We start from the raw sequence: 25,376 nt of genomic DNA on the forward strand, positions 1-25,376 counted from the left end.
CTACTTGGGTCACATACTTTTGTATGCTCCCCAAGTTATCCGCGTTCAGCGCCTAGCAATAACATTAAATATTCAGCATATTAATATAAGTTTTATTTCAAATATAAATTGAGTTAAAAATAAAGCGTTAGATATTTAAGCGGTTAGGTAGTGATATCTAACCGTTTTTATTTTGTTCTAGATAAAAGCCCCCCAATTAAGGGGGGAATAAGACTACCAACAGGGACTAGGAATGGAACTTAAATTGGTATGACTAAGCGATACTTGCCATTTCTTGTTGAGCTTCTTTAGGGGTTGCTTTTTTGACAATGGCATAAAGCACACCTGAAACCACTGTGCCAACTACTATCGCGAATAAATACATCAATACATGATTAATGGCTCCGGGTATTAACAGCACAAATAGACCCCCGTGAGGTGCCATCAACTGAATACCAAAGTACATGGATAACGCTCCAGTTATTGCGCCACCAATGATACAAACAGGGAGAACACGGATAGGGTCTTTTGCTGCAAAGGGAATGGCTCCTTCAGAAATAAAGCATAATCCTAGAACAAATGAAGCTTTGCCTGCCTCACGTTCTGCTGGAACAAATTTATGACGAGCCAAAAAGGTTGCAATACCCATTGCTAGAGGGGGAACCATTCCTGCTGCCATAATCGCTGCCATTGGCGCATAAGTTTGTGAACTTAACAGTCCCACACCAAAAGCATAGGCAGCTTTATTGACCGGGCCTCCCATGTCAGTGCACATCATTGCACCGAGAATCGCCCCTAAGATCACGGCATTGGTGGTTCCCATCGTATTTAGCCAGTTTGTTAGCCAATCCATTAACCAAGCGACGGGATGCCCTATTACATAGATCATGGCTAGGCCGGTCACTAAGGTAGAAATTAGTGGCACGATTAAAATTGGTTTTAGTGCCTCCATTGTTTGCGGTAATTTTAATCGAGTACTAATAAAATGAGCACTGTAACCCGCAAGGAAGCCAGAAATAATCCCACCTAAGAACCCAGCACCTAAAGTGGTTGCAAGTACACCGCCGACTAGACCTGGCGTTAAACCAGTCCTATCAGCAATAGAGTAGGCGATATAACCGGATAGCACTGGCACCATCAACGCGAGAGCTGTTTGTCCACCAATTAGGCTAAGTGCCCAAGCCAGTGACCCTTCAATGTTGGAAGCGTCCAAACCAAAAGCAAATGACAGTGCGGTGCACAGACCTCCGGCAACAACCATCGGAAGCATATAAGACACTCCAGTGAGTAAGTGTTTATATATTCCACGTTTTTCATTGGTTTTATGTGATTGCGAGGAGGGGGTTCCACATTGTGGCGTGAATAGACTCGCTTCTTCTATAGCTTTATCCATTACTTGAGCTGTTTTTTTCAATGCCGCACTGGTGGAGGTGCGGTACATTTTTTTCCCCGCAAATTTATCAACATTGACTTCAATGTCTGCCGCGACGATAACAAGATCGGCCCGTTCTATTTCTTCTGGTGTAATTTCGTTTCCTACACCGACGGAACCTCGAGTTTCTACTTTTATATGCCAGCCACGTTTTTTGGCTTCAGTTTCAAGAGCTTCTGCTGACATATAGGTATGTGCAACCCCTGTAGGGCAGGCGGTAACTGCCAGAACAGATAGAGGAGATGAATGAGATGGTGCTGAAGCATTTTCTGTTAAGAATATAGCTTGGCTAAGAGCTGCTGAAAGAAATTCAGCAGGTTGCCTAATTGCGTGCTCAGGAAGGCCAAAATAAACTTTTTTATCAATGCAAGTAAAGCTATCAGGTAGTTGATTTTCAAAACAAATGATAATATCGGCATCTGAAAGTTGTTCTGTAAACGTAATATTTTGTCTAGCAGATATTTTTTTTAAGGCATCAATAGCCAGCCAGACAATAGCAGGACCTTGTTGATGACTCGGAGCGATTAGTATTTTCATCATGTTTACCCTTATTCTACTGTAAACGGCTGTAAGTCAATTTGAGCCATCATGCGTGCAAGTTGAGCTCTGTTAGTAACACCGACATTAGGTTGTGAGACTGCGAGTGCGGATACCGCTGTAGCAAGACGTAAGGTATGTTCACTAGTTTGGCTCATTAATAAGCCATAGATTAGCCCGCCAACCATGGAGTCTCCGGCACCAACAGTACTGATAACTTCGCATTTAGGTGGTTTTGCAAACCAAGCCCCTGATGCGTTAACCCACATAGCACCTTCTTCACCCAAAGAAACGACAACATGGGCAATACCTTGCTGCCGGAGCTGATTCGCGGCCTCAACAATTTCTTGATGGGTAGATAGTGCTCTGCCTGCCCAAATTTCTAATTCACGGTGATTGGGTTTGACTAGCCAAGGTAATGCTTTTAAGCCTGCGACAAAGGCTTCGCGGCTACTATCAAAAATCACACACATGCATTGTTCACGCAGGCGGCGCATCCATTGGGTAAAATCATTTAAGTCGACGCCTTGAGGTAAACTTCCGCTAACACAAATCATATCGAATTGCCCAGCCCAGCTTAGTGAGTCTGTTACGAAACGCTGCCAATCTGCTTTGGTAATGCTAAAACCTGAAAAATTGAAATCAGTCACAGACCCAGCTTGCTCTGTGAGTTTCACATTAATTCGTGTACGTCCTTCAACGACTTGGAAGCGATTCGCGATACCCGTTTCACTAAAGACTTTTTGAAAGCCATCTTGGTTTTCTTTTCCTAAAAAACCACCGACGGTGACATCAATATCTAAATTTTTAAGTACTTTGGCGACATTGATCCCTTTTCCTGCTGCGTGAAGACCTGCAGTTTTAACTAAATTCACATCACCACGATGGATATCAGTTAACAGACCAACTAAGTCATAAGCTGGGTTTAAAGTGATAGTTGCAACTCTTCTACTCATGGAATTTGTTCTCCAAGTCCGGAATTAATGGCTTCGCCAATCGTGCTTATCGCTTGCTGTGCATCAACTCCTTCTGCGTGAATTCGTAAACGATGGCCACATTTAGCGCCTAAACTGACTATTTTCATTAAACTACGCCCATTAACAGGTACTGCTGTCCCATCAAGGTTACTGACGGTGATTGTGCTTTCGAATTTTTTAATAGTGCTGACTAACAGGGTACTTGGACGAGTATGCAAGCCATGTGGATTCATAATGGTAAAATCTTGAGTGATCCCAGACTGGCTTGGTTCTATAAGTGAATCGGAGGGGGAAGGGGAGTTTGTGTTTTGTTCATTTGTAAAGCGTGAAACTAAAGAGTTAACGTTATCATTTTTTAAAATATGACTGATTTGTTGGTTTTGTAATAACTGACTTACTTTTGATAGAAATGACTCAACTTGGTTATTCGCATAAGAAATGGTGATTAAGGCTTTGACCGGATGCTCTTGAAAATGAAAGGTGTTTTTGGCGACCGATAACGCAATACCATTTTGAATGTTCCCAACAGGGCTATCACTTAGCCAAATACCTTGTCCAAGGTAATAAGGTGTTTCAGTGAGCACTTGCGTAATAAAGTCAGTACTCACTATTTGGGCATTTTGTAGGTTAATAATATTTTGTATTTTCAGTGTATTAATATTATCTGCATGGGCATTAATAGTAACCATCGTATCGTCAAATTTTAATGGCTGAATTTGGCTTTCTCCCATTAATAATTGCTTTAGTGCTTTAGGTGTATTTGCCTTTACCATTGCTTGCGCAATATTTTCATCACTAATAACGTGGGTCAATTGGCGAAGCAATTCTAAATGTTCATTAGATTGAGCAGCAATACCAATGACAATGTAAGCAGTTTGCCCATCGCCCCATTCAACACCATGAGGAAATTGGAATACAGAGAAACCCGTTTTTAATACTTGGTCTCGAGTGTCTGTTGTCCCATGAGGAATAGCAATCCCATTGCCTAAAAAAGTGGGGGCTTGCAGTTCTCGATTAAGCATCCCTTGTACATAACCACTTTTAACATAACCTGAGTTTTCTAATGCTAGAGCCACTTGTTCAATGGCACTCTTTTTGTCAGTTGCTGATGCAGCAAGATGGATATCATTAATTGATAGGCTAAACATAATTTCTCCTGATTATTTAGTGATAACCGGACCAGCCAGAAAGAATGCTTACGAGCAGATCTGATTGTTTGTTAATCATGTTATCGTTAACAACGATAGCTGAATCGTTTAGTCTTGTCTATGGAATAGAAGAAAATTATGTTGAAATTGAGATCTAAGTTAAATTTTTTAACTTAAATAAATACGTTTTATAAGGAGAGTTTTATTGCGAGCTGAAGTGTTGCTGAAATTATTTTCTTATCAAAAACAAAGAATAATGTTTTTTTAAAAAGGCAGGGGATAAAAAATATCTCAAAATAAATTGTTGATGGTTTACTTGGAAATGAGCTAACAGATAAAGGAGTGTTATGATGGGGTAAAGAGGGAGGTGGGTAAGCTGACTGGCTCAGCTTACCCAAATAAACTATTCTTCAACTCTGACTGTTTCACTACCCATTGAAACGGTTTTTCCAGCCAAAATTTTGCAGCGTTTACGTGTTTCAACGACGCCGTCGACTTGTACTAAGCCATCAGCAATCATTGCTTTAGCCATTGCGCCACTTTCAGCCCAGCCTTGAATTTTTAGCAAATCGCACAGTTCGACGTGCGGATGCCCATCAAGATTGAAAATTTCCATTGTTGCTCCAGATTACATTAAATATCGTGGTACTCTTCACACGCTTGTAACGTGTTTTGAATCAGGGTTGCTACGGTCATTGGCCCAACTCCACCGGGAACGGGGGTTATCCAAGATGCGCGTTTTGACGCCTCATCAAAATCAATATCCCCTGTTACTTTACCATTTTCTAAACGGTTAATACCAACATCAACAACGATAGCACCAGGTTTAATCCACTCTCCTGGAATAAAATTAGGCTTACCAACCGCAACAACAAGTAAGTCCGCATTGCGCACATGTTGTTCTAAGTCTTGGGTAAAACGATGGGTAACGGTTGTGGTGCAACCTGCTAATAGTAGCTCTAGGCTCATTGGGCGACCAACGATGTTAGATGCGCCAATAATAACGGCATTTAAACCGTGTGTATTGATATTATAGCGTTCTAGCAACGTAACGATGCCCCTTGGTGTGCAAGGGCGTAAGCGAGGTGCTCGCTGGCAAAGGCGACCCACATTGTAGGGGTGGAAGCCATCAACATCTTTGTCTGGATGAATGCGTTCAATAACTTTAACGTTATCAATGCCCGCAGGTAATGGCAATTGAACTAAGATCCCATCAATTTGGGTATCTTGGTTTAAATCGTCAATCAGTTTTAGTAATTCCGCTTCTGACGTTGTATCAGGTAAATCATAGGAACGCGAAATAAAACCGACTTCTTCACAAGCACGACGCTTACTGCCAACATAGATTTGCGAGGCAGGGTTGGCACCGACTAAAATAACGGCAAGCCCTGGAGCGCGTTTTCCTTGTTCTAAACGTAACTGTACTTTTTGGGCAACTTCTTGCCTAATTGTCTGCGCAATCGTTTTCCCATCAATAATTTTTGCTAACATCTGTAACTTAATCCATATATGAGACACGGTAATATCTCTATTTTGTCAGAACTTCACACTATTGTCAGTTCAAACTGTTACATAAATTGAGCATCTAGTAATTTTAGTAGCGAAAAGCCATTGACTCGGCGCTCAGCAACCGTATAATTCAACGCCATCAGCCATATAGGCTACCTGCATTATCAATGCGCCCTTAGCTCAGTTGGATAGAGCAACGGCCTTCTAAGCCGTAGGTCACAGGTTCGAATCCTGTAGGGCGTACCATTCTCAAGTATTTCAAAGTCTACAACAGTCTATAAAACCCTTATAAAATCAGCTATCACAAGAATTCCTAGTATTCCAAGGTCTAGTTACGTCTATTGAAATTTACATATATGTGGGGGCATAATTGGGGGCATTACCCCGTTCAATGAAAATCGGTGCCCCCAAATGAAGCTAACAGCCAGACAAGTAGACACTTCCAAGCCAAAAGAGAAAGCTTATAAACTTTCTGACGGTGGGGGCATGTATTTAGAAGTTGCTCCAAATGGTTCTAAGTATTGGCGTATGAAATATAGATATGCTGGTAAAGAGAAAAGGCTGGCTTTAGGTGTATATCCATCAATATCACTCGCACAAGCTAGGGCGAAAAGAGAAGAAGCCAAGCGCATATTAGCGTTAGGTGATGACCCATCGTTGGTAAAGAAAGCCGAAAAGCGAGAAAAAGAGTCTCAGGTAAATAATAGCTTTGAGAAAATCACGCTTGAATGGCACGACTATAAAAAGCCGAATTGGTCGCAAGGCTACGCTGATGACTTATTAGAAGCCTTCCAGAAAGATATCTTCCCTTACATTGGTAAAGCTAGCATTACGGAAATTAAGCCGCTAGACATGCTAGAGGTGCTTAGAAAATTAGAAAAGCGTGGTGTGTTGGATAAGCTAAAGAAGATAAGACAGGCATGTAACCAAGTATTCCGCTATGCAATTGTTACGGGGCGGGCAGAGTATAACCCTGCATCAGAATTAGCTGGCGCACTGTCTACGCCAAAGGCAAAACACTTTCCTCATTTAAACGTTAATGAGCTACCTGATTTTTTACAGGCACTATCTGTATGCAGTGGAAGTAAGATCACTCAGATTGCTACAAAACTATTAATGATAACAGGTGTTCGTACTATTGAGCTTAGAGCTGCTGAATGGTCAGAAATCGATTTTGATAAGGCTATTTGGGAAATCCCAAAAGAGCGTATGAAAATGCGTCGTCCTCACATGGTCCCACTCTCTACGCAGGCGTTAGAATTATTCAGAGAAATACAAACCTTAACAGGGCGGTTTAAGTATATCTTTCATGGCAGGAATGATGCTTCTAAGCCAATGAGTGAAGCGGCAATAAATCAGGTCATAAAACGTATTGGTTATGATGGTAGAGCCACAGGTCACGGATTCAGGCACACAATGAGTACCATCCTACACGAACAAGGCTATAACACCGCATGGATTGAGACACAGCTAGCGCACGTTGATAAAAACTCTATTCGTGGAACGTATAACCATGCTCAATACATTGATGGGCGCAGAGAAATGCTTCAATGGTACGCTGATTACATGGGGGCATTAGAGAACGGGGATAACGTTGTACACGGCAATTTTAAATGTGCTTAATCCACCAGCAGTCGCATGCAGAACCAGATAATAAAATGTCTGGTTTTTTGTTTTGTAATAAATTGTTATTGCAGTAAATATTTAAAATATCAACGAACTTATCCACAAGTAGCCTCCATTTAGTTCACTTGATAATACGCAGATATACTATACACTTTACTTTAGTATTTCTTAATGGACGACAGTAGACCACAGATAACTCAGGGAGTGAGGCGTGGATATATTAGCTAGCCGAAAATGGCTAACACTTAAAGAAACATCTCGCTTTTTAAGTAAGAAATTAAAAAATGAGATTAGATTATCTGATGTTGCGCGATTGATTGCTGATGGCGTAATCAGACCCTCTGTTTTTTTTCATACCCCAGTTTTTGTTAGGGCTGTAGACATTACAGATAGGCCACTTTCTTATGTTTTATCTGAAACAGAAACAGCTCTTTCCGATAATCGTAAACTATTAAGCCAAGAGCCAATATTGCCTAATACATTAGTTCCTCACGCTACACCTATTGATAATCAGATCATGAGGGTTTCTAGTTTATGGTCAGCTTTGCCTACAGGTATAGCAAAACATGAAGCGGAAAGAATATATTCGCAAGAAGAACAATTGCCTATGCCAACACGGTCGTTATATGACATAAAGGGGATCGTCATCGCTGAACCAACAAAAAAATATCAGTTAATCACTGGGTTTGATGTTGAGAAAGAGCTACTGGAGTTAATCAAATTAAGTCAATCACAGGATGGTGAGGGAAGTGGTTTTCTTTCTGGGCATATAGAAAAGTTGAAAAATATCCGAGATGAAGTTCGCCATGGCAAAATGGAAAATAGCTTTATTCCCTGCACTAGCTTGCCTCAGAATGCATATTTTGCAATTAAGATGGAAGATATAGAATCATTTTTCTCTGAGAGTCGAGAGCCCCAAAAAAAGATTTCATTAAAAACACAAAACGCACAAGCTCAATTTATTTACGGTTTACTTTTTACTAAGTATGGCAAAGATGTTGCTGATAACCCCCGCCCTCATATTGAAAATCCAAGAGGAGTAATTAGAACAGAGTTCGACTCATTGAACCTCTCATTACCTAGTGGAAATGCTGTTTCTGGCTGGCTTAAAAATATTGACTCGTAATATTACGAACTATTTTTGTAATATTACGAAAACACCTAATTCAACGAAGTATATTCCATCCTGAGATCTACGAACGTCTACTAAGGCGTATCATTAACTAGATAACAGGGGGCACCATGCCAACAGTTACAACCTTAAAAGAAAACCTCATTCGCTTACCTGAAGTTATGCGTCGTACGGGCTACGGTAAAGCGTGGATTTATCGCCTCATTGAAGCAGGTCAATTCCCTAAATCAGTAAAAATCGGCACTCGTTCTATTGCTTTTGTTGAGTCAGAGGTCGATGAGTGGGTAGCAAATAAGATTGCTGAATCACGTACAGGCGAGGTGGCATAATGGAAAAGAAAAACCACCCGCTACAGGTGGCTTCTCAGGATAACGCGACAGCATCTATTCTATCAAAGAACCCACCCAAAAAACACCGTGCCCGTTTATATATGTTAGGTACTGGCATTAATGGATTTACAGAGAATGAAATATTAATTCATTGTCGCTTATCGTCAGCAAGGAACTACGCCTCGGAGTTAGAGCGCAAGTTGGATATTACACTGGATCGCATTGATGAGCCTAATCCTGATGGTATCGGGTCACACTACCGTTACCGCTTTAAGACGGCTCAGGATGCGCAGAAGGTTATCAATTTAATTAATGAACGCGCTGAACAAGGTAATTACCAGACGCTAGATAAAGTACACGTAAATAATATTTTAAGCCTCTACCCGACAAAATAACGGAATAAGAAAATGAAACTAAAAAATAACAGCTTAAATGCTGGTGGATTCGCTCACCCTAAATTCAGTGAAGAGCCTATTTTAAATATTAACTCAGATGATATTTCCGTTATTCGATTTGAGGGGGTAGAGGTGCGGATAGTTAAAATTAATAATGATCCGTGGTTCGTTGCTAAAGATGTTTGTGACGCATTGGAAATATTAAACTCAAGTGATGCTTTAAAATCATTAGACTTGGACGAAAAAAATACTATAGCTTTAAACTATGGTATTCAGGGAAACCCTAACAGACAGGTTATAGCGGAGTCTGGTTTCTATAAACTAATTGCCCGTAGCCGCAAGGCAACCACTAAAGGCACATTCGCACATCGTTTTACTAATTGGGTATTCCGTGACGTTATCCCATCTATTCGTAAAACTGGCGCGTATGGTGTGCCATTCTCAGCGTTAAATGACTTCACTAAGCGTCAGCAACAATACCAAATCACAGCCTCAAAACATGGACGTGACCTGCAATCCTGTAAGCAAAAGAAAGCTGATTTACAGCGTGAAGAACGTGAATTATGGAAGAAGTACCAGCCTGATTTTCTTGATGGAGAAATCCACTAATGACGGCTATTAACTTACAAATGGTTAGTACACCCAAAGCGGTGTATCAAAGTTCAAATATTAATCAATTATCCCCAGAGTTGGGGAATATTGCCTACCAAGTGAATGATTCCCTACTGGCAGGTAAGGGGGTAAGTTTAATTTACTCCCTTAATAATACTGTAGCTTTAAACTACGGTATTACTGGCAATCAATCAGACAAACTTTCGTCTGGTTACTCGGCCAATATTTTGGCTCAGCAATCAGCTAAAACTTTAGCCGATGTATTAGCGAAAATTTATGCCAATCAATCACCCAAATTTATGGGAAATCAATCTGGGGAATATTTCTCAGGTCAATCAGCAAAACATTTTGCCAATCAATTAATCCTAACCACCGTTGGAGGATGGGATAACAGCGAGAACCTAAAACGTGGAGAATTTACACCATTTGCTAAAGGTGATTTTTCTCACCTTTTTAAAGAGGCGAATTATCCTCATTGGCAAGGTTTATCTGGGGGCACTACACAAGGCAGAATTGAGTTTTTGGAGTCCATAAAAAAGGGCAGCCAATCGGCTACCCTTGGAAACGTCGATATTAAATACCGAGCAAGTGAGAATATTAATATTAGCTTACTTCTCTGGTATGGCAAATATCAGTTTTTAGGCTTAACACCTAATCTTTCCAGCTCGTTACGACAGGCTGTCTTAACCCATGCGCTAAATGGCTCATCGCCAATAACTGAGTTTATTTGTTCGAGTAAGTCATCTTCAAAGCGAATCATTTTCATGGTGCTTCGAGATCTATTAAATGCTTTCTTTTCTTTTTTATCTTGCACTGGTAAATACCACTATGATAGCCTATTATTAATTGGTAAATACCATAACACAGGTTATCCCAATAAAAAAGCAATGCCCTGTAGTGCGTCAACACTAACAGGGCATCTAATCACCAACGATAATCACACTATCGAGGTAACTATGAGTAAGTTTAACACACCCGTCACAGGGCGGACTAGTCTCACCCCTAACCAATCGTACAGATGGTTATTCCTCGCGTTAAACCGTAGCGATTACACCGCTAAACCTTGCCGTATTGCTGTTACAGCACCGAACGAACACGATGCAAGACTCATGCTTGTACGTGATTACATTCTGTCATTCGCTGGTCGCTTACCTGCTCAGGAGGTGGCTCATGCGTAACCCTCAACCTAATGATTTCTACACTCACAAAAATAATGGTGAAACCGTCAAAGTTTTATCGGTTCAATTCAACCGTGTGACCTTTCAGAGAGACGGCTTTGATAGTCCTGTCATTGTCTCATTAAGCCAGTTCAGCAACGAATACACCTATGCAGGGAGGGCTTAATTATGAGTCGTTTATATCCTGATAACTATCAGCGTATTCAAGCTGAAATAACGGACATGTTAGGCAATAACGCCCCTTTACACTCAGAAGAACGCAGCCGTGACCGTTTACTTAGGGTTCGAAAAGGTATGGCTCATATTCTTTGTGAGGTATTCCCTCAGATTGATGATCCAAAAAAACAAGAACTCTATTACTGGTTGGAAGCCATTAACCGTATTAGTGACGCGGAAGCCGTAGACGCTAAATCGGAGGGAAAAGCATGAGCAAGCCAATTTCTTTAGATGTAGCAGCGTATAAGGCACAACAAGCCCATTCATTAGTTATGGTCATACTGGAAAAGGCTAACGGGAGATGCCCGACTGAATTAGTAGACCTAATTACTATCGCTTGTGATTTAAGTGGTGAAATTCGGGAATCCCTCGAGGAGGCGACCAAATGAAAACAATTAAATTAAAAGTTGGTCACTTATCTACCTTGGAAGAAGTCGAGCATATCAACGAGGAGCTCCAAGCGTTGTTAATCCCACTGTTAACGGCTGTAGAGAATGAGGCTGATACAGATACACATTTTCTACTGAGAGCAGTTAATCGCCTTGTACATGCTCAAGGGAAAGAAATTACTCGGTTAGCGGAGGTGATGAAATGAGACAAGTTACTATCAATGCCACCAGCCTAAGCCCATTCATGTATCAAGGTAAGCGAGTTGTGACCTTTGCCATGATTGACGAGGTACACCAACGCCCGAAAGGTACAGCAAGGCGTACATTCACCAAGCATAAACGCCATTTCATTGATGGAGTTGATTACTTTTTGTTAGGTCAGGACGTATTACGTCCACACCTTGATGAAAATATCACCAAGTACACGCCTGAAATAATGGTATTGGCTGAATCTGGTTATCTCATGTTGGTTAAGCCATTTACCGATGATTTGTCGTGGCAGGTTCAGCGTTCAATGGTTAACAGTTATTTCCGACTCTCTGAGTTTCCCGAAATTAAACACATTCAAATCCCCACGCTGGCGGAACTTGAATCCATGCCAATTGGTGAGGCTCAGAACTTGATTAGTAGTTTAGAAGCTGACTCTTATCAAGGTCACGGTAGGCGCGGCAGTTATGCCATGAACTTACGTCGCAAGGAGAAGAAAGCACTTAAACCAATGGTAATGGCTATTGAACAAGCCTCACAGCTACACATTCAGGATATGGGGGGTTATCGCTCATGAGAACGTTTCAAATCGCAGGGTATGGCACAACACCGAAAGGCTTAACGCTAGGTATTAGCAAGCGTGTGATATCTGCCACCCAGAAAGACGCTCAATCGCAAGTGATGCGAGAGGCGCAACGTGACGGTTTAACCGATATCCGAATTAACTATGTGCGTGAGGTGAAGTGATGACACCAGAACAGAAGCGTGAAATAGAAATACTGATTGAAACACCTGAGAACCAGACTTCCGCATTACTGACTTTGTTGTCTACATGGTGCGCGGCTGAGGAAGATAACGAAACTCGAAACATGATAAGCATTGCCTTAACGATTGCTTGCCAGATTAAAAAATCACTGGAAGAAGTAACGGAGGGCAAATAATGAAACTCAATTATTTTGACAGTGGCGCAGTCGCCAAAATCACCGTAACCAGCAATCTATTTCAATATAAAAAACATCGTCGGGTTGTGGATGCGGTACTACTTAAAACCCATGTAACAGCCAGCACAAAGCACGGTTTAGTGATTAAAACAGTGATTACAGGTAAATCCTCGCATGTGTTGCGAGCTTATAAGTTAGCGGTAACGGAGGCGAACCGATGAATATTACAAACATTAACGCATTCGAGCACAGCGAACATGGCGTAATTCTCATTACTGACGCAGCTAACCAAAAGGCTATCAGTTACAGCGAAGCACTGGACGCATTAGACAACGGTAGTTTTGACGCAGATTTACTTAAGGGATTTGAGCTTGTATTGGCACTATCAAAAGGTGAGCGAGAACGCTTGTTTAACCCAACATTAGAGCAAACGTTGATTTTATGCCGTTGGGTAGTGACAGCGTCATTTGTTCAAGAGTTAAGGGATAAGCATGGTGTTATTGAAATCGACAATGAACGGGGCGGCAAAGATATTGCCACGCTGTATTACGGCGACAGCGGTTCAGGGATGTCAATTTACCCATCGGGCGAGCGTGCGTTGTTAATTATACACATGGAAGAACTTATTTGTGAGCAATACGGGCAGGAAATGGGGCAGCAGTTAGTTATCAGGGCTTACATGGACTTTATCAACATGCAGCCAGAAGTGGGAAATCGCCTCTCTGAAAAAGGGAGAAAGGGGCTCACTCTCTTACATGATGGCCTTTTGAAAATAGTTAGCCCTAGCGAAGTTGACACTAAGCCAGTGCTTCACTGATAGGGGGAGATCATGATTAACAATTTAAACCATTTACTGGCGAACAAAGGAGCATTTCAATGAGCAATATTATTCCATTCAAAACCAAAGCGAACTCGCTTGATGATGCCCTGAAAGCCTTTGCCTTTGCTGTATTTAAAAGCCGCCCGAATGACTTTGAGGAATGTTACACCTACACGGAAACATGCCAAGGCCGTACTAACAAGCAGCAAATTTCACCTATTGAGTACCTTTGTTTCTTAACTGAGGTTTGTTTTATTGAGCCGTTAATAGACCAGTTTGAAGAATACGAAACGGCCGCACTGGAAGCCTTAACCAAAGCGGTAGATTGTGGGCGTCTTACTCTGGAGGGTGAAGCATTATATCAGTCTATTTTAAGTGTGTCTCATGAAATGGCTGAACCAGCAGGAGGCGCAGACGATGAAACCGATTGATGTTATCCGTGATGTGAAGCTGAAAGCGAATGGCCAATGGCAAAATATATTATCTAACCTCGGGGCAGAAGTGCCCCTAAACACGCACACCGCTTGCCCTCATTGTGGCGGTAAAGACCGTTTTAGATTTGACGACAAAGACGGCAACGGCACGTTTATTTGTAGCCAGTGCGGCTCAGGTGATGGATTGGACTTAGTTCAGCGTGTTCTGGGCGGTAGCGTGACAGAAGCCGCTTATGAGGTGGCTGGCATGATTGGAATTGATACCCGTTCAGATAATCCACCAGCCTACCGTAGCCATGAGGTAAAAGCGCAACAGGACGTATTGAAAGCGCAGCAAGCAGAGAACCTAGCTAACGAGCAGATAGAGAAGCATAAACGCTTTACCGCGCGGTACAGCCGCACTATTGCCAATGCTAAACAGGGCGAATCTGAGTATCTCAAGGCGAAAGGATTTGATAGTACCACCGTGACCCTATTAGCCGATGGTTCGCTGATTATTCCATTGATAGATGCTGAAGGCACAATCACAGCGGCACAGACGATTAAACCCAATGGCGAGAAACGGCTATTACTCGATAGTGCGAAGAATGGCAGCTATTACCCCATTAATGAGCCTGTAAACGTGTCTACGGTGATTATCGCTGAGGGATTGGCAACCGCCATGACGTGCCAGTTAATCCAACCAGAAGCGCACACAGTAGCGGCAATTGATGCGAGTAACTTAATTCATGTGGCTAAGGTGATGCGGACTAAGTACCCAGAAAGCCAGATTATCATTGCAGGGGATAATGACAGTAAAAATGAGATCAACACGGGCAAGGTGAAAGCAGAAGCCGCAGCGAGAGAAGTTAGCGGCTATGTTTCAATTCCACCTTGTCAGGGAGATTGGAACGATTACCTGCAATCCAGAGAGAGGGAAGCTACTGCCTCTGCTTTCAGCGAGGGAATATATCAGCCACAAGGAGACGAGGCAATGAGTGAGATTACATTGACTGAAACGGCAAAGGAAAGCGTTACCGAAACAGTAAAACCAAGCGACCCCATGAAAATACGCATTGAATCACGCGACGATGGTGTATTTCTGGTTACGCCTAAAGCGGACAAAGAAACAGGGGAGATCATCAATCATGAACAATGGTTATCTAACGCCATAAAACGCATTACGAAAGGCGTTAATGACCTGAATCAAAAGTATTTGATTTTCGAGTGGGGCAATAACAACGTTCAAGCCGTTCCGATGGGGGATATTGGCGAGCGTGAGGGCTGGAAAACGCTTAAAAATGCAGGGCTAATTGTGACAACTAAATCAGGGCTAAGACAGTCTTTATCTGATTGGCTCTTGCGCCAGAAATTCAAAGAGAATTGGAGTATCACCAATAAATCAGGCTGGCACAAAGGCGCGTATATCATGCCAGACGGCTCAATTATTGGCACACCCGAACAACCGATATTTTTTAACGGGCAAAGCGCAGCCGCTACCGCCTACCAGACAAGCGGAACGGTAGAAAGCTGGCGGAAGGATGTTGCACGATTGGCTAACGGTAACAGTTTCATGATGTTTGCAATTGGCGCAGCCTTAGCCGCACCGATGACGAGTATCACAGGGGCGGACAGCTTTGGTATTCACATTTACGCCCAATCGACAGCAGGGAAAAGCACCACCGCAGATATGGCCGTGAGCTTGTACGGTGATCCCGATTTGCAGCGTTTAACGTGGTATGGCACTGAATACGGCATGACTAACGAGGCTGTAGCGCACAATGACGGGCTTTTGTATTTGGATGAAGTCGGACAAGGCGCAGACCCTAAACACGTCTATAAATCGGCTTACACGTTGTTTAATGGCAAAGGCAAGATACAAGGTGCGAAAGATGGTGGCAATAGGCAGGTTCAAAGCTGGCGGACGGTGGCCATTAGCACAGGGGAAAAAGACATTGAAACCTTTTTATTAAATTCAGGTGTGAAAGTGAACGCAGGGCAATTAGTGCGATTACTAAATATCCCCATTGAACGCGCCACCGAACTACACGAATGTGAAACAGGGAAAGCCCACGCGGATTTAATCAAGGTGAATTGTCGTGATAGCTACGGGGTAGCAGGACGTTATTGGATTGAGTATCTATCGAATCATAAAGACGAAGCTAAAGAAGCCTACAGAGCCGCACAGCAACGCTGGAATAAGTTAATTCCAAGTAGCTACGGGGAACAGGTACACCGAGCGAGCGACCGATTCGCCACGATTGAAGCCGCTTTGATTATGGGCCGTGTGATTACGGGGTGGAGTGAACAAGATTGTAGGGATGTAGTTCAAGCAATATTTAACGTATGGGTTGCAGAGTTCGGCACGGGAAACAAAGAGTATGAGCAAATCAAAGAACAAGCTGAGGCATTTTTGAATGCTCACGGATTAAGCCGATTTGCCCCAATTCCTTATGATGTTAGGGATCTACCTATTAGAGACCTTGCAGGATATAGGAAGAAAGGCAGTAACGAGGATGACCCGATAATCTTTTATACCTTCCCGTCCGCCTTTGAGAAAGAAATCGCGGCAGGGTTTAACTACAAACAATTTGCTGAGGCGTTAAAAATGGCTGGCATGTTAACACCACCCACCAGTGGGAGAGGTTATCAACGAAAAAGCCCACGCATAGACGGACGGCAATTTAATGTTTACGTTTTGCAGTTCGCTCCAGAGAGCACAGAAGAAGATAACAATTGAGCAACAACTAGCGGAGGGATGAAAATCCCATAATGTTTTTTTCATGTACGTGATTTTATCGTTTTAGTGTCGGTTCAGTTGGTTCAGTAGATAAGTTTTATTGATTTATAAGGGAAAAATAGCATTTATTGAACCAACACTGAACCAACAAGAGGCTGTTTTGAACCGACAAAGTGGCATTTTGAACCAACACACAGAATTAAAGAGTTTTTCCACTGGATGGCATTTTTAAATTCGATGTTGGTTCATACATAGAAAATGTCGGTTCAAAACATGGGTATGTTGGTTCAGTACTTTCAAATAAATGCTTTAAAAACAAGCATCTTTACAAATTGAACCAACTGAACCGACTGAACCAACACCTGATCGCGTATTTAATAGAAAAGTTTTTTGAGGAAAAAGAAATCATGACCCGAGTGACTTTATCATTAAGAAAAAATAACAATGGTGTAACAAATCCACCAGCGACGAACACACCAAAAAACACACAGGCTAAAACGTCACAGGAAGCCCCACAGCAACCGAAGAAGAAAAACAAGGCAGATGTTCACGCGAAGAAGAAACAACACCGTATCGACCGTATAGCGAAGCACTGGACGCTATTTAGTGAGCCAGAAGCCAAGCCGCTAATGATTGGCATCAAGGAAGCTATGATTGCTGAGGCTAAAGATAGAGGGCTGGATATCCCAGAGGGGCAAATAAAACAAGGGCTACACGCTTATATCAATCGTAAGGTATATTTAAAGGCTCTTATCTTGGGCGGCAATCGGTTTGATATGCACGGACAACCTAACGGAGAAATCACGCCAGAACAGCAAGCCATAGCAGAACAAACGCTGGTGGAATGGAATAAAAAGTAACACGGGGTGAATGATGAAAATCACGTATCGACATGAAGAAGGTCAAGATATTATTGAGTTGGCTTATACGATTTTAGAGAAAGATAACTTGAGGTATGCCCTTGAATCGGTCACGAGAAAAGCCGATGTAGAAATCAAAACATACGGTTTTATCTTTAAGCGAACAATTATCACAGGTCAGCCTGACCAAATCCAAATCGCAGGCAAAGCCCTAGCAAGGCGTTATAGCCATTAATTGAACACCGCCAAAGCATAAGCCGAGGCGGTTATGTATAATTGGCCTTCTCAACTAAAGGGATCACCAAATGAAAAAAATCATGATAACGGCTCTATTGGCTTTGTTTCTATCGGGATGTGATAACAGCCCACCAGCACCCTACGGCTTTAAGTGGGGGCAGTCGGTGGAGGATATCCAAAAGTTAAACTTAGATGGTGAAGGATGTAAGTTCCCTGTGTGTGAGGTAACCAATACTCCAAGCGGAGTTACAGGATCAACGGTTTTAATATTTAATAAAAAACTAGGGTTGGTTCAAGTATTACGCTCAGAGGCATTGGGTGAAACAAGCCAACAAGAAGTAATGAAGAAATTTAACAATGCGGTTGATGAGGTGAATGTAGCGTATGGTGATTCAACAAATAAAATAATTAAAATTGAGGATGAATCAAACTTTATTGCTTGCCTAAATAAAATAGGGTGTAGCAAGATAAAGGCTGAATACGACAAAGAAGGGTACAAAGTGTTAGTTTCAGTTGGTATTAGAGATAAAGATGGTAAATTAGCCATTCTAACCAACTATGCAAAACCTCTAAACTAGAACCCACCTAAAAAACAAAAGCCGACCTTGAGTCGGTTTTTTTGTTGTCTTAATACCATCAAAGCCAAAATAAGTAGGAAATATTTCTATACTTTCGATTATTTATAGCAATATATTGTTGTTTATTTTTTGCTCTGGATTACAATTGTAGTGTATATAACTACAGGGTGGGTAAATAATCATGGATAAGCAAAAAAGAACCTTCAAGGCAGTGTCAATTGAAAGCGACATAGTAGATCGCGTTAAAAAATTTAAAGAAAAACAGGGTGAAAAAGATGTTTTCATTCAACGAGCGCCTATTAGCCAATTGATTCAAGGGCTATTAAGTGATGCCTTACAGCGTGAGGGGTTCTAATGGAAAAGTTACAGCAGTTAGCAAGCACCATAGCTCAGATTTATGTTGATGGGCTAAAAGCGGAAACGGGAACAACATTAGTGACTTATAACGGCATTACAGGCGAGGTGATCCCTGAATTGCTGGCGGCAGGGCTATTTGATAATGCGGTATCGATCGTTAAGTCTCGCGGTGAGTCGTTCGACGTTGAGAGTAAGGCCTGTGATTTATTGCTCCCGTATTTGAATGTATTCACTAAGCCATACTCCATCACAGATCAGTGTATTTATGTGATTGGCGAAATGACTCGTTTTGCATTACGTGACGGTAATGTCAGTGGCTTATCAGCCGTACATTAATTAGAGGGAATAATCATTATGTATCATGGCGAAGGTTATACAATAGACATACATGGTGAGACTGAGAGCTTGCTTGAAGCGAATAAAGCGATTAGAGAAACAAAGCGGAAAATGGCTGAAATGGGTAAACAGGCTGATGATACGTCGAAAGCCTTTTACCGTTTTGATAAAACAGCAATGGCCGTTTCCAGTGCGTTAAAAATGCCTGAAATTAACCGATTATCACGTCAAATGAGCGAGTTAACGGGGCAAATTGGCGCAGCGTCAGCCGCTACAGACAGAGCGACTAGCGCGAATGCGCGTTTTACAGGGGTAATTAGTAATGTCTCTGGGTTATTAGGTGCGGGGTATATTTCTAATATTGGCAGTGCGACCTCTTCACTCTTACAACATACTCAAGGGGCGATTAACGCCACACAAGCCGAGGTTTCACATACTCGCGCTATTCAAATGAAAGCACAGGCATTACAAGCCGCAGCCTCCCAAGAAGTCATTAACGCTAGAAATCTGACAGTATCCGCACAAGCCGAGTTAAAAGCGGCTCAGGCAGCGTTAGAGCACGTTTATTCATTAGAGGCGGGTAATGATGCCAAGCAACGTGATTTAGAGTCACTGAGAGCACGACAGGCGGCGCATCTCAAGGATGCCGAAATAACCTATCAAATGGCAGCGAGTGAAGAAAATCTACAACGCGTCACCAAAGCCAGCAACGCCCTACACGCCACAGAAACCAAAATCAAAACGCATTTAGCCACAACAGGGAAAGAAATTGCGCGTGTTGAGGCTCAAGTTGCTAAAGCGAAAGAAGTTGAAGCCAACGCAACCCATAAATTAAATGCGGCATTAGCATTAGAGCAAAAAGCGAAAACCACACTAGCGACCACAACGGACGCAGTGACCGCAGCCAATAACCGCGCAGCCCAAGCCGCTAAAACTCAGTCTATGGCTATGCAAGGGTTACGGGGCGCGGTGGGATTATTAGGTGGCCCTACTGGTGTATTCTTTTTAGCTGCCGCAGGTGTTTACGCGCTGTATAACGCCATGAACGATGACACCGCAACTAAAGAGTTTAACGACAGGGTAGATCAGTGGATTGATAAAATTGACGAACTGTCAGCAAAACAGGCGCGCGTTGTGGCTAACCGCTTAGGCGAGAAAATAGCGGAAACAACCACAGAGTTAGACGGACAGAAAAAAAGCCTTGAAGCCGTAAATGTGGATCTCAGAGCCCATAGAGAAGAACTTGGCAGAATTGAAAAGGCAGTTAATAAACTTAAAGAACAAGATGGAGAAATAGGCTCTACTTATGCGCTAGACAGCTATGTTGACGCAATCAAGGAGCTGACTAAAAAACAGCAGCAATATGAGCTACTTATTTCTGAAGGTGAGCAAAATATTCGACGCTGGACGGTATCGCAAGGAAAAGCCGCTGATATTGCTAAGGTTAGAGCGCAACAAACGGATGAACTGACCAGAGCCGATTTAATTTACCAACGCCAAGCTAAAGGCGTGATTGATGCTAACCAACAAGTAGCCCGATCACTGGAATTAGGCAGCGAGGCAGCCGTTAAGAAAGAACAGGCTATCAAAGAGCTGGAAAAGGCATTGATTGCTGACGGCTTTGTTAAAGACTCTGAGATATTTAAACAGAAAATCCAAGAATTAACGGATGAGTTTGATAAAACGGTCAGCTTGAACCTTGCTAACTCGCTTACTGAGATTGAGCAACGCACCCAAGCCCTCACAATTGGCATGAAAGACGGTAAGCCGGCACTGGATGAATACAACGCCTCGTTACTCCTTATGCAAATGGGATTAAAACAAGGTTCAGCCGCCTACAATGCCGAACTCCCGAAAGCTATTGAAGCCATACGCAAGTTACGTGAAGCCCAAGAAGCCGCACTTAGCAGTAAATCAAAAGGCAATAAATCTGCTAAAGCAGCCAACCAAGCAAATGAAGCGATAAAGCGTCAGAGTGAGCAATTGGCCACACTGAAAAAACGTTATGGATTATTGGAAAGTGGCGCAGCCGATGTTAACCGCCAAATGGCAATCTATGAAGCTGTTCAGCGACTCGGGGCACAGGCAACAGAGAAACAAAAAGCGGCTATCTCAAAAGAGGCAGCGGAACTGTTTGACCTCAATCAGCGCGTGAATGATTTTATTGCGGCTCAGGAAATCACCCCAGAATTAAAACTAGCGCATACCTTTGGTGAGGAAGTTAAAACCCTCAAACGTTTGTTAGATGAGGGATTCATCAACAAAGAAGATTTTGAGCGTATGGGGCGTGAGGCGATGGTGTCATTTAATCAGGGAATGACTGATATCAAAATCAATGCCTCAGTCAATTACATTGAGGAAAACCGCGCTAAATTTGACCCGATTCAGGCATTGGCTAATGAGCATACTCAGAAGTTGGCCATGATGAAAGAATACAAAGCGCAAGAGTTACAAATACTCAATGAAGCCTATGCAAAACAGCAGATTAGCCATGACCAGTTCACCGCATCGAAAGCGGCAACTGACGCGCAATACCATCTACTCAGAACCGCAGCAGAGAAAGAGTATCAACAGCAGCAGTTAGCGGCACAATGGGAGCTAATGAGACAGCAGAACCTAGGCTATGAAATGTTAGCTTCAGCGGTTGATTCTCTGGCGGGTAATGTTTCAAACGTCATGACAGGGTTAATCACTGGCTCAATGGATGCGTCCGAGGCGTTGCGTTCGTTAGGTAATACGATGCTAAACAGTGTTGTAAATTCCATTGCTCAGGTTGGTGTGGAGATGCTTAAAAACTTCATTCTGACCAAAACAATTGGCGTTGCTTCACAGGCAGCGAACGCAGCGGCAGCAACAGCAGGAGGGGCGGCAGCATTAGCGGCATGGACACCAGCAGCAATCGCGGCATCAATCGCAACAAGCGGAGCCGCATCAGGAACGGGATTATCAGCCTATACAACCGCACAGGCCGCAGGGAAAGCTACGTCTATGTCAATGATTGGCTTTGGTGGTGGGCGTTATAACGGTGGTGCGGTCGATGCAAATAAAATGTATCGATTTGGTGAAGGTGGTAAGCCTGAAATATTCCAAGCCGCAGGGAGAAATTACCTTTTACCAGGAGAAGGCGGTAAGGTTATTCCTAATCGTGATATTGGGGGCGGTGGTGTGCCTAATGTTGTTATCAATGTGAATAACACCGTTGCGAGTGCTCAGGTTGAATTTGGACAGCCACAATATGACCCAAGGACAAACACGATCACGCTTGATGAAATTATTCATGAAGTGATGAACGGTGGGAAATTAGATGATGCTTTACGTCAGGCTTATGGGTTAGGCAGAAAGGCAAGAGGCAGCTTTTAACTTTATTGGGGCAGATTCCTGCCCTTTAGTTTTATGAGAGTACAAAAATGATAAAAGTGAAAGTCTCTAAGAGAAGAGGTCGCAATCAATCGTTCCAGCAATATTGCCAACATGTAGAGCAACGAGTATCACGCGCTATGCAGCGGTTTCTTATCGATGCTGGAGCACAGGCCGCAGTCTATACGCCTATCGATACCTCGGCATTGATCAATAGCCAGTTTCGCACAGTCACCATTAACGGTACGCGAGTAACGGGGCGTATTGGTTATTCCGCCAGCTATGCCGCGTATGTGCATGACCCGAAAGTTAAGCAGAAGTTTAAACGCCCAACGGCTAAAAAAGAGTTCTTGAAAAAAGGCGTTGAGGAAACATTACCCAATTTAGCTAAGTATATTCAGGAAGAATTGAAGCGTTAACTTTGATGATTTAGATACCAGTACGCGCGAGGGGCAAATATGCAGAAAACAATCAAGAAGAAAACCAACCGTTATTTTAATGATGCGCCTACAACGCGCCTAATCGTAACGTGTGAGCAGTCAGTGATTGATATGGTAGATATTCACATTAGAGCCGATAGAGTGACTAGGGGCAATCGTGCGGAGTTTGTGAGGCAGGCTATCATTGAGAAGCTACAGCGTGAACTTTGATGATTTATGCAACAGTACGCGCGCGAGGCTGTAAACCTTTGACGATTTAGTGACACGCTAAGAATGATGATTTTCGGGCACGTTAGGAATGATGATTTATGTACATCGTAGAGAGTGCTAATGTAGATAGAATTATTTGATTTTAGGGTGATAAATAAAATGGAAAATGTAAATTTCTATCCTTGGGTTGGTGCTAATTACGAAAATAGTATGTTTGGTATAAAAATACTCATACTTGGTGAGTCTCATTACGCTGAAAATGATGATGAGCCAGATAGTGATTGGACTCAACATGTTGTAAAACATAACGCCCAAGATCATCCTAATGCGTTTTTTACTAAAATTACTAAAGCTGTGTTAGGGCTATATAGTGAAGATGAACTATCAGTAGATACACGCTCTAATTTCTGGGAGCATGTGGCGTTTTACAACTACGTACAGGGCATTGTTGGGGAGTCAGAACGAATTAGGCCAACGAATGAAATGTGGGAAGAAGCAGAAAAGCCGTTTTTAGCCGTTATAGAATCATTGAAGCCCGATGTAGTTATAGTGTTAGGCTCTATGTTAGGTGAATGGGTTCCTGCGTTAAATGATAATATTAAAGTGGCCTATTTGTATCACCCATCAACTAGTTATTTTAATTATAAAGGCGCAATACCAGCCATTAAGAAAGCAATGGACGATGCTAAAAGAGAAAGCAATTCTTAACGTTTTTCTAATGCCAAAATCCTAAGAAATCCTAAGATTATTTCAGGTAAAATCTTAAGGTTTCTTAAGGGTAAATGATAACATTTGATAATATATTTCAGTCAATGCCACCTCACGAAACCTCACGCCATTGATATTTTACTACTAGCCAAAACTAGTCTTGCTACCACAGAAAACTACAGGTTGATACTAAGTTTTGCTAAGGTTTTTACTATGCTTTAGTATTATGGCTTTATAGTTAATAACTTCAGTATATGCTGGCGGGTTAGCGGTAATGATAAAACTAGTTTGGGAATAGAAATGCAAATAAATAAATTAAAAAACAAAAATGAGTCACCAGAAGACATTATAGAGAATTTAATATTTGCCTATCAAAATTCAAGAGAAACATATGTTGAAAACAAGAGAGTGTTTCGTGGGCGTAGTCATTCTATATCGGGTGTTTTTGAAGATCTATTTGCTGATTATTTGTCAAAAAATTTACCTGATAGTAATCAATATTTCGTAGACCAGCAATTGTTCTCATCAACAGCAAATATACGTTTTTTCCCAGATATACTAATTATGAATGATGAAATAAGTAATAATATCATAGATTTAAAGCTTGATTTTGGGTGGTCTAGAAATGATGTTTTTGCATTTTGCGAAACGTGGAATCAAAAAATAGATAAACTGAAAGGAACGAGTTTCACTTTCAATGATGGAATAACTAAAGAAAAAAAGAACGGTTTTTTTTCTGATAATTTAAAATATCATGTAGTAGTTTCGACTAAATTAAATAATGGCAGTAATTTTATTGAAGTAAAAGATAATGTGACAAAAAATTTGGAGTATGTTGAGTTATATATACTCACTGATAGAGTCCATCCGAATGATTACAAAAGCACACCTGAAGAAAGGATGAAAAATATACATATATGCATGAGTGAATTTTCAAGATTAATGAATAATTTGTCATAATAATATAATTCTTTTAGCACTTAACGGACAAAAATATAGTTTAAATTGTCCGTTATTAAAGGTAGCAAAATTCGGTGATATCAATTTTTACACGTCAAAATTAATAGCGGCTTTAGCACTATAAATAATTCAAATTATTTACTATATTCTTGTGACGCTTCCACGCTGAATAAATATCCTTATCCCACGCTTTACCGCCTTTAGTCTGATAGCCAGCCTCGTTAATTCGTTCAGCGATAATGCGTCCGTTATCTATACCCTCTGATAGCACCGAATTAACCACAGAAACGACAGCAGACTCATTATAGGTATACGGTGGGATATCTGCCTTACCAGCAATTAAAGACGCGACAGACGATTCTAGGCGTTCCACTAGCGATAACATACGAGCATCAGGATTGCTGTCTGGTCGATTTAGTTTCTCTTTGATAGCTGAGACTATCCAAGCTGTTTTATCACTGCCAGAGTTCGATACAGCATCATTAAACAGGGCTTGCAGTTCAGCAGGTAAACGAAAGGCAATAAGATTAGATTTACTCATGATAATAGTCCGTTATTAATTCATTGAGTGCTTATTATATCAGTGTATAACACTGTTATACAGATTAGAAAATGTAAAATTGCTGGTGGATTTAATGATTAATTCTATAACTTAAAGTTAGGGTAACTTACTGTAAAACAAGCAAAGCGTATTATTGCGCTTTGTAACTGACTGAATACATGACAAAGCTCAAGTTTGAGCGCAGTCTAATT

The 25,376-nt window shown here is 41.8% G+C and carries 34 protein-coding genes and 1 tRNA gene; 28 read left to right on the plus strand and 7 right to left on the minus strand.

Translation table 11 applies throughout. From position 1 onward, the window contains the following. Nucleotides 1-253: 253 nt before the first annotated feature. The 5 genes from fruA to folD all read right to left on the minus strand — a co-directional run bounded on the left by fruA (nt 254) and on the right by folD (nt 5,564). Nucleotides 254-1,948, minus strand: a complete 1,695-nt coding sequence (gene fruA / locus ABE954_RS06005) for a PTS fructose transporter subunit IIBC (protein ID WP_210814356.1) — start codon at nt 1,946-1,948, stop codon at nt 254-256. Nucleotides 1,949-1,959: 11 nt separating this feature from the next. Beyond that, the gene (fruK, locus tag ABE954_RS06010) at nt 1,960-2,904 is read right to left on the minus strand and encodes a 1-phosphofructokinase (protein ID WP_042845343.1); all 945 of its coding nucleotides are present in this window, start codon (nt 2,902-2,904) and stop codon (nt 1,960-1,962) included. Then, the gene (fruB, locus tag ABE954_RS06015; protein ID WP_166686108.1) at nt 2,901-4,073 is read right to left on the minus strand and encodes a fused PTS fructose transporter subunit IIA/HPr protein; all 1,173 of its coding nucleotides are present in this window, start codon (nt 4,071-4,073) and stop codon (nt 2,901-2,903) included. Before fruB ends, fruK begins: the two co-directional genes overlap by 4 nt. A 403-nt stretch (nt 4,074-4,476) precedes the next feature. After that, complete coding sequence (gene ybcJ / locus ABE954_RS06020; protein WP_071548520.1) at nt 4,477-4,689, minus strand: ribosome-associated protein YbcJ; 213 nt, start codon at nt 4,687-4,689, stop codon at nt 4,477-4,479. Between the two features lie 17 nt (nt 4,690-4,706). Further along, nucleotides 4,707-5,564 (minus strand): bifunctional methylenetetrahydrofolate dehydrogenase/methenyltetrahydrofolate cyclohydrolase FolD, encoded by an 858-nt coding sequence (gene folD, locus ABE954_RS06025; RefSeq protein ID WP_042845338.1) that lies wholly within the window; start codon nt 5,562-5,564, stop codon nt 4,707-4,709. A gap of 187 nt (nt 5,565-5,751) precedes the next feature. Here folD and ABE954_RS06030 point away from each other — a divergent pair. From ABE954_RS06030 to ABE954_RS06055, 6 genes are all read left to right on the plus strand, one after another. Continuing rightward, nucleotides 5,752-5,828: transfer RNA gene (locus ABE954_RS06030), tRNA-Arg, on the plus strand. 165 nt (nt 5,829-5,993) lie between these two features. Next, nucleotides 5,994-7,205: an integrase arm-type DNA-binding domain-containing protein gene (locus ABE954_RS06035; RefSeq protein ID WP_181488339.1), complete on the plus strand. Its 1,212-nt coding sequence runs from the start codon at nt 5,994-5,996 to the stop codon at nt 7,203-7,205. A 214-nt stretch (nt 7,206-7,419) separates the two neighbouring features. Next, nucleotides 7,420-8,334 (plus strand): hypothetical protein, encoded by a 915-nt coding sequence (locus tag ABE954_RS06040; RefSeq protein WP_094960711.1) that lies wholly within the window; start codon nt 7,420-7,422, stop codon nt 8,332-8,334. Nucleotides 8,335-8,450: 116 nt separating this feature from the next. Further along, on the plus strand, nt 8,451-8,669 hold the full coding sequence (locus ABE954_RS06045) for an AlpA family transcriptional regulator (RefSeq protein WP_172767332.1): 219 nt from the start codon (nt 8,451-8,453) through the stop codon (nt 8,667-8,669). Beyond that, on the plus strand, nt 8,669-9,064 hold the full coding sequence (locus ABE954_RS06050) for a hypothetical protein (RefSeq protein WP_181488337.1): 396 nt from the start codon (nt 8,669-8,671) through the stop codon (nt 9,062-9,064). The genes ABE954_RS06045 and ABE954_RS06050 overlap by 1 nt, the downstream gene beginning before the upstream one ends. 12 nt (nt 9,065-9,076) lie before the next feature. Continuing rightward, complete coding sequence (locus ABE954_RS06055; protein WP_181488336.1) at nt 9,077-9,673, plus strand: BRO family protein; 597 nt, start codon at nt 9,077-9,079, stop codon at nt 9,671-9,673. Between the two features lie 634 nt (nt 9,674-10,307). Here ABE954_RS06055 and ABE954_RS06060 read toward each other — a convergent pair. Continuing rightward, a complete protein-coding gene (locus tag ABE954_RS06060; protein WP_244974746.1) occupies nt 10,308-10,442 on the minus strand; it encodes a DUF3950 domain-containing protein in 135 nt (44 codons plus the stop codon). 190 nt (nt 10,443-10,632) lie between these two features. On the opposite strand from ABE954_RS06060, the gene ABE954_RS06065 reads away from it, so the two are divergent. The 22 genes from ABE954_RS06065 (at nt 10,633) to ABE954_RS06170 (ending at nt 24,623) form a co-directional block, all read left to right on the plus strand. After that, nucleotides 10,633-10,854: a host cell division inhibitor Icd-like protein gene (locus ABE954_RS06065; RefSeq protein WP_210848538.1), complete on the plus strand. Its 222-nt coding sequence runs from the start codon at nt 10,633-10,635 to the stop codon at nt 10,852-10,854. Next, nucleotides 10,847-11,020: a DUF4222 domain-containing protein gene (locus ABE954_RS06070; protein ID WP_210783525.1), complete on the plus strand. Its 174-nt coding sequence runs from the start codon at nt 10,847-10,849 to the stop codon at nt 11,018-11,020. Before ABE954_RS06065 ends, ABE954_RS06070 begins: the two co-directional genes overlap by 8 nt. A gap of 2 nt (nt 11,021-11,022) precedes the next feature. Further along, nucleotides 11,023-11,283 (plus strand): hypothetical protein, encoded by a 261-nt coding sequence (locus ABE954_RS06075; RefSeq protein ID WP_272670809.1) that lies wholly within the window; start codon nt 11,023-11,025, stop codon nt 11,281-11,283. Further along, nucleotides 11,280-11,459, plus strand: a complete 180-nt coding sequence (locus tag ABE954_RS06080; protein WP_272689869.1) for a hypothetical protein — start codon at nt 11,280-11,282, stop codon at nt 11,457-11,459. Before ABE954_RS06075 ends, ABE954_RS06080 begins: the two co-directional genes overlap by 4 nt. Continuing rightward, the gene (locus ABE954_RS06085) at nt 11,456-11,665 is read left to right on the plus strand and encodes a hypothetical protein (protein ID WP_004906529.1); all 210 of its coding nucleotides are present in this window, start codon (nt 11,456-11,458) and stop codon (nt 11,663-11,665) included. The genes ABE954_RS06080 and ABE954_RS06085 overlap by 4 nt, the downstream gene beginning before the upstream one ends. Further along, nucleotides 11,662-12,243, plus strand: a complete 582-nt coding sequence (locus tag ABE954_RS06090; protein ID WP_272689870.1) for an ORF6N domain-containing protein — start codon at nt 11,662-11,664, stop codon at nt 12,241-12,243. Before ABE954_RS06085 ends, ABE954_RS06090 begins: the two co-directional genes overlap by 4 nt. Further along, nucleotides 12,240-12,413 (plus strand): hypothetical protein, encoded by a 174-nt coding sequence (locus ABE954_RS06095; RefSeq protein ID WP_004255426.1) that lies wholly within the window; start codon nt 12,240-12,242, stop codon nt 12,411-12,413. Before ABE954_RS06090 ends, ABE954_RS06095 begins: the two co-directional genes overlap by 4 nt. Continuing rightward, complete coding sequence (locus ABE954_RS06100; protein ID WP_094960719.1) at nt 12,413-12,607, plus strand: hypothetical protein; 195 nt, start codon at nt 12,413-12,415, stop codon at nt 12,605-12,607. The genes ABE954_RS06095 and ABE954_RS06100 overlap by 1 nt, the downstream gene beginning before the upstream one ends. Next, nucleotides 12,607-12,828 carry a hypothetical protein gene (locus ABE954_RS06105; protein WP_036960440.1) on the plus strand — a complete coding sequence of 74 codons (222 nt, stop codon included), beginning with the start codon at nt 12,607-12,609 and terminating at the stop codon, nt 12,826-12,828. Before ABE954_RS06100 ends, ABE954_RS06105 begins: the two co-directional genes overlap by 1 nt. Next, the gene (locus ABE954_RS06110) at nt 12,825-13,424 is read left to right on the plus strand and encodes a hypothetical protein (RefSeq protein ID WP_272689871.1); all 600 of its coding nucleotides are present in this window, start codon (nt 12,825-12,827) and stop codon (nt 13,422-13,424) included. Before ABE954_RS06105 ends, ABE954_RS06110 begins: the two co-directional genes overlap by 4 nt. A 59-nt stretch (nt 13,425-13,483) precedes the next feature. Further along, entirely contained in the window at nt 13,484-13,858 is a 375-nt protein-coding gene (locus ABE954_RS06115; protein ID WP_181489823.1) for a hypothetical protein, read from the plus strand. Then, a complete protein-coding gene (locus tag ABE954_RS06120; protein WP_272689881.1) occupies nt 13,845-16,580 on the plus strand; it encodes a TOPRIM and DUF927 domain-containing protein in 2,736 nt (911 codons plus the stop codon). Before ABE954_RS06115 ends, ABE954_RS06120 begins: the two co-directional genes overlap by 14 nt. Before the next feature lie 407 nt (nt 16,581-16,987). Beyond that, nucleotides 16,988-17,440 carry a ProQ/FINO family protein gene (locus tag ABE954_RS06125; protein WP_272689872.1) on the plus strand — a complete coding sequence of 151 codons (453 nt, stop codon included), beginning with the start codon at nt 16,988-16,990 and terminating at the stop codon, nt 17,438-17,440. Between the two features lie 10 nt (nt 17,441-17,450). Further along, entirely contained in the window at nt 17,451-17,675 is a 225-nt protein-coding gene (locus ABE954_RS06130) for a tryptophan synthase subunit alpha (RefSeq protein ID WP_240105952.1), read from the plus strand. Between the two features lie 70 nt (nt 17,676-17,745). Then, nucleotides 17,746-18,255 carry a hypothetical protein gene (locus ABE954_RS06135; RefSeq protein WP_371025800.1) on the plus strand — a complete coding sequence of 170 codons (510 nt, stop codon included), beginning with the start codon at nt 17,746-17,748 and terminating at the stop codon, nt 18,253-18,255. Nucleotides 18,256-18,436: 181 nt separating this feature from the next. Next, the gene (locus ABE954_RS06140; RefSeq protein WP_004255410.1) at nt 18,437-18,610 is read left to right on the plus strand and encodes a hypothetical protein; all 174 of its coding nucleotides are present in this window, start codon (nt 18,437-18,439) and stop codon (nt 18,608-18,610) included. Then, the gene (locus ABE954_RS06145; RefSeq protein ID WP_004906508.1) at nt 18,610-18,948 is read left to right on the plus strand and encodes a hypothetical protein; all 339 of its coding nucleotides are present in this window, start codon (nt 18,610-18,612) and stop codon (nt 18,946-18,948) included. The genes ABE954_RS06140 and ABE954_RS06145 overlap by 1 nt, the downstream gene beginning before the upstream one ends. Before the next feature lie 18 nt (nt 18,949-18,966). After that, on the plus strand, nt 18,967-22,308 hold the full coding sequence (locus ABE954_RS06150; RefSeq protein ID WP_272689873.1) for a hypothetical protein: 3,342 nt from the start codon (nt 18,967-18,969) through the stop codon (nt 22,306-22,308). Nucleotides 22,309-22,355: 47 nt separating this feature from the next. Then, on the plus strand, nt 22,356-22,724 hold the full coding sequence (locus tag ABE954_RS06155; RefSeq protein ID WP_230233013.1) for an HK97 gp10 family phage protein: 369 nt from the start codon (nt 22,356-22,358) through the stop codon (nt 22,722-22,724). A gap of 39 nt (nt 22,725-22,763) precedes the next feature. Further along, a complete protein-coding gene (locus ABE954_RS06160) occupies nt 22,764-22,955 on the plus strand; it encodes a toxin-antitoxin system protein (protein ID WP_371025801.1) in 192 nt (63 codons plus the stop codon). 159 nt (nt 22,956-23,114) lie between these two features. Next, nucleotides 23,115-23,663 (plus strand): hypothetical protein, encoded by a 549-nt coding sequence (locus tag ABE954_RS06165; RefSeq protein ID WP_230233011.1) that lies wholly within the window; start codon nt 23,115-23,117, stop codon nt 23,661-23,663. A 300-nt stretch (nt 23,664-23,963) separates the two neighbouring features. Beyond that, on the plus strand, nt 23,964-24,623 hold the full coding sequence (locus tag ABE954_RS06170; RefSeq protein ID WP_272664205.1) for a hypothetical protein: 660 nt from the start codon (nt 23,964-23,966) through the stop codon (nt 24,621-24,623). Nucleotides 24,624-24,741: 118 nt separating this feature from the next. Here the strand turns inward: ABE954_RS06170 and ABE954_RS06175 are convergent, their stop codons facing one another. Further along, nucleotides 24,742-25,164, minus strand: a complete 423-nt coding sequence (locus ABE954_RS06175) for a hypothetical protein (protein ID WP_272689875.1) — start codon at nt 25,162-25,164, stop codon at nt 24,742-24,744. Between the last annotated feature and the right edge of the window lie 212 nt (nt 25,165-25,376).

It is taken from the genome of Providencia sp. TYF-12, assembly GCF_041344805.1.
Taxonomy (GTDB): domain Bacteria; phylum Pseudomonadota; class Gammaproteobacteria; order Enterobacterales; family Enterobacteriaceae; genus Providencia; species Providencia huashanensis.

Coding starts and splice junctions, on each gene's coding strand:
- fruA (WP_210814356.1), bottom strand. CDS start 1,948: ATGAAAATACTAATCGCTCCGAGTCATCAACAAGGTCCTGCTATTGTC.
- fruK (WP_042845343.1), bottom strand. CDS start 2,904: ATGAGTAGAAGAGTTGCAACTATCACTTTAAACCCAGCTTATGACTTA.
- fruB (WP_166686108.1), bottom strand. CDS start 4,073: ATGTTTAGCCTATCAATTAATGATATCCATCTTGCTGCATCAGCAACT.
- ybcJ (WP_071548520.1), bottom strand. CDS start 4,689: ATGGAAATTTTCAATCTTGATGGGCATCCGCACGTCGAACTGTGCGAT.
- folD (WP_042845338.1), bottom strand. CDS start 5,564: ATGTTAGCAAAAATTATTGATGGGAAAACGATTGCGCAGACAATTAGG.
- ABE954_RS06035 (WP_181488339.1), top strand. CDS start 5,994: ATGAAGCTAACAGCCAGACAAGTAGACACTTCCAAGCCAAAAGAGAAA.
- ABE954_RS06045 (WP_172767332.1), top strand. CDS start 8,451: ATGCCAACAGTTACAACCTTAAAAGAAAACCTCATTCGCTTACCTGAA.
- ABE954_RS06050 (WP_181488337.1), top strand. CDS start 8,669: ATGGAAAAGAAAAACCACCCGCTACAGGTGGCTTCTCAGGATAACGCG.
- ABE954_RS06055 (WP_181488336.1), top strand. CDS start 9,077: ATGAAACTAAAAAATAACAGCTTAAATGCTGGTGGATTCGCTCACCCT.
- ABE954_RS06060 (WP_244974746.1), bottom strand. CDS start 10,442: ATGAAAATGATTCGCTTTGAAGATGACTTACTCGAACAAATAAACTCA.
- ABE954_RS06065 (WP_210848538.1), top strand. CDS start 10,633: ATGAGTAAGTTTAACACACCCGTCACAGGGCGGACTAGTCTCACCCCT.
- ABE954_RS06070 (WP_210783525.1), top strand. CDS start 10,847: ATGCGTAACCCTCAACCTAATGATTTCTACACTCACAAAAATAATGGT.
- ABE954_RS06075 (WP_272670809.1), top strand. CDS start 11,023: ATGAGTCGTTTATATCCTGATAACTATCAGCGTATTCAAGCTGAAATA.
- ABE954_RS06080 (WP_272689869.1), top strand. CDS start 11,280: ATGAGCAAGCCAATTTCTTTAGATGTAGCAGCGTATAAGGCACAACAA.
- ABE954_RS06085 (WP_004906529.1), top strand. CDS start 11,456: ATGAAAACAATTAAATTAAAAGTTGGTCACTTATCTACCTTGGAAGAA.
- ABE954_RS06090 (WP_272689870.1), top strand. CDS start 11,662: ATGAGACAAGTTACTATCAATGCCACCAGCCTAAGCCCATTCATGTAT.
- ABE954_RS06095 (WP_004255426.1), top strand. CDS start 12,240: ATGAGAACGTTTCAAATCGCAGGGTATGGCACAACACCGAAAGGCTTA.
- ABE954_RS06100 (WP_094960719.1), top strand. CDS start 12,413: ATGACACCAGAACAGAAGCGTGAAATAGAAATACTGATTGAAACACCT.
- ABE954_RS06105 (WP_036960440.1), top strand. CDS start 12,607: ATGAAACTCAATTATTTTGACAGTGGCGCAGTCGCCAAAATCACCGTA.
- ABE954_RS06110 (WP_272689871.1), top strand. CDS start 12,825: ATGAATATTACAAACATTAACGCATTCGAGCACAGCGAACATGGCGTA.
- ABE954_RS06115 (WP_181489823.1), top strand. CDS start 13,484: ATGAGCAATATTATTCCATTCAAAACCAAAGCGAACTCGCTTGATGAT.
- ABE954_RS06120 (WP_272689881.1), top strand. CDS start 13,845: ATGAAACCGATTGATGTTATCCGTGATGTGAAGCTGAAAGCGAATGGC.
- ABE954_RS06125 (WP_272689872.1), top strand. CDS start 16,988: ATGACCCGAGTGACTTTATCATTAAGAAAAAATAACAATGGTGTAACA.
- ABE954_RS06130 (WP_240105952.1), top strand. CDS start 17,451: ATGATGAAAATCACGTATCGACATGAAGAAGGTCAAGATATTATTGAG.
- ABE954_RS06135 (WP_371025800.1), top strand. CDS start 17,746: ATGAAAAAAATCATGATAACGGCTCTATTGGCTTTGTTTCTATCGGGA.
- ABE954_RS06140 (WP_004255410.1), top strand. CDS start 18,437: ATGGATAAGCAAAAAAGAACCTTCAAGGCAGTGTCAATTGAAAGCGAC.
- ABE954_RS06145 (WP_004906508.1), top strand. CDS start 18,610: ATGGAAAAGTTACAGCAGTTAGCAAGCACCATAGCTCAGATTTATGTT.
- ABE954_RS06150 (WP_272689873.1), top strand. CDS start 18,967: ATGTATCATGGCGAAGGTTATACAATAGACATACATGGTGAGACTGAG.
- ABE954_RS06155 (WP_230233013.1), top strand. CDS start 22,356: ATGATAAAAGTGAAAGTCTCTAAGAGAAGAGGTCGCAATCAATCGTTC.
- ABE954_RS06160 (WP_371025801.1), top strand. CDS start 22,764: ATGCAGAAAACAATCAAGAAGAAAACCAACCGTTATTTTAATGATGCG.
- ABE954_RS06165 (WP_230233011.1), top strand. CDS start 23,115: ATGGAAAATGTAAATTTCTATCCTTGGGTTGGTGCTAATTACGAAAAT.
- ABE954_RS06170 (WP_272664205.1), top strand. CDS start 23,964: ATGCAAATAAATAAATTAAAAAACAAAAATGAGTCACCAGAAGACATT.
- ABE954_RS06175 (WP_272689875.1), bottom strand. CDS start 25,164: ATGAGTAAATCTAATCTTATTGCCTTTCGTTTACCTGCTGAACTGCAA.